Raw genomic sequence first — 1,773 nt, 5'->3', positions numbered from 1 at the left:
CACCGTCGACTTTACCGTGTCTGATGGTCAGGGTGGTACCGATACGGCCCAAGCGAATATCGTAGTTGTTCCTGTGAATGACTTCCCTGTTTCAGGTAACTTGGCGTATGCAATTGATGAGGATGGAAGTATCACACTGAGCCAAGAACAGCTCTTGGCGCAAGCGAGTGATGTGGATGGTGATACGCTCACGGCGTTGAATCTACAGACAGCCAATCCGGAACTGACGATTACAGATAATGGTGATGGGACGTTCACGCTGACACCGGCTGCAAACTTCAATGGTGATCTCGATATTAGTTTCGATGTATTTGATGGTGAAGCGACAGTTGCAGCCAATATCGATTTGACAGTGAACCCAGTGAATGATGCGCCTGTTGTAAGCGCTAATATATCAGTAACAATAGAAGAGGACGGCACGTATACACTGACGCAAGCGGAATTGTTGCAATTTGCGTCAGATGTGGATGGCGACGATCTTACAGCCATTATTGGTGATCAAGGCAGTGAGACTACGATTACTGGTACGGTCCTCGATGCTGAAACTGGTAGCCCAGTTTTTGGTGCAGACGTAACTCTGTCAGATGCAGTCGGTAATGCGACAACCGTGCAAACTGGGAACTCAGGGAACTATTCCGTCACTGGACAAGTGGCCGGTGACGGTACTTTAACAATTACGCAAGATGGTGCGATCACCAACAGTTTTAGTGTGTTAGAAGGTGAAACGATTAACGCCGGCACGATCTCGTTGTCCAGTGTGATGGACGCTGCTGATATGCGTATTGTCTTGACCTGGGGTGGCGAGTCCGGTATGCGAGATCTAGATAACCATCTTTGGTTATATGATCCTGATTCTGGCGCAGAGCTCGACCATATCTACTATCAGGATATGAGTTACGAGTTGGGCGATGCGACAATTCAACAAGATGTTGATGACACTAATGGCTACGGCCCAGAAACTATTACTGTTCCAAATTATGCTGAGGCCAACATGCATTACTCTGTGCACAACTATAGTACAGGTGCATGGGATATTGACGGCGTTGACAATGTTCAGGTTCAGGTGTTTGTTGGTAACTCTTTAGTATCAACATTCACGCCTGATCTTCCGGATAGTACGACCGGTGAGTATTGGCATGTGTTTGATATTGTTGATGGAGTAATTATTCCCTCTCAAGTTGTATCTAATCAAAGCAGCGTTACTATGCCTGATTCGGATACTGTCACTGAGGATCAATATGGTGTTTCGATTTCTGATGTGATTAATGGTTTAACTGACGATGATAGCCAACACGATAATCAACAGGGTGACGACGAATCATCATATGATGGTCAAGCAAATAATAATGATGCTTTATCAGTTAGTAATATTGAGATTACAAATGGAATTGTAATAGATAATGATGATGGAACTTATACTATCGTACCTGCTGCTGATTTTTATGGTGATTTTTCTATCAGCTACACAGTGGAGGATGGTAATGGCGGTGTAACCCCAGCTCTTGTCGACGTAACTGTAACCGGCGTGAATGATCTGCCGGTCGCGCAGGATCAGAATTTCCAGATGAACGAAGACGGGACGATCACGCTTACAGATGGGGATCTGTTGGCGGGAGCGTCGGATGTTGATGGTGATACGCTGAGTATCTCAGATGTTACATACACAGGTACGGATGGAATCTTCACCGATAATGGAGATGACACATATACCTTTGCACCGAATGAGAACTTCAATGGTAATGTCACCGTCGACTTTACCGTGTCTGATGGTCA

At 45.5% G+C, this 1,773-nt stretch carries 1 protein-coding gene; it reads left to right on the top strand.

Annotation, left to right across the window (positions count from 1 at the left end):
- Positions 1-16 precede the first annotated feature (16 nt).
- On the top strand, positions 17-1,773 hold a 1,757-nt coding region (locus tag A3739_RS10365; protein WP_156502528.1), incomplete at its 3' end, for a tandem-95 repeat protein.

Source organism: Oleiphilus sp. HI0067, assembly GCF_001635735.1.
The sequence above is the reverse complement of the archived record's forward strand: the minus strand, read 5'-3'. Positions and strand labels throughout refer to the sequence as shown.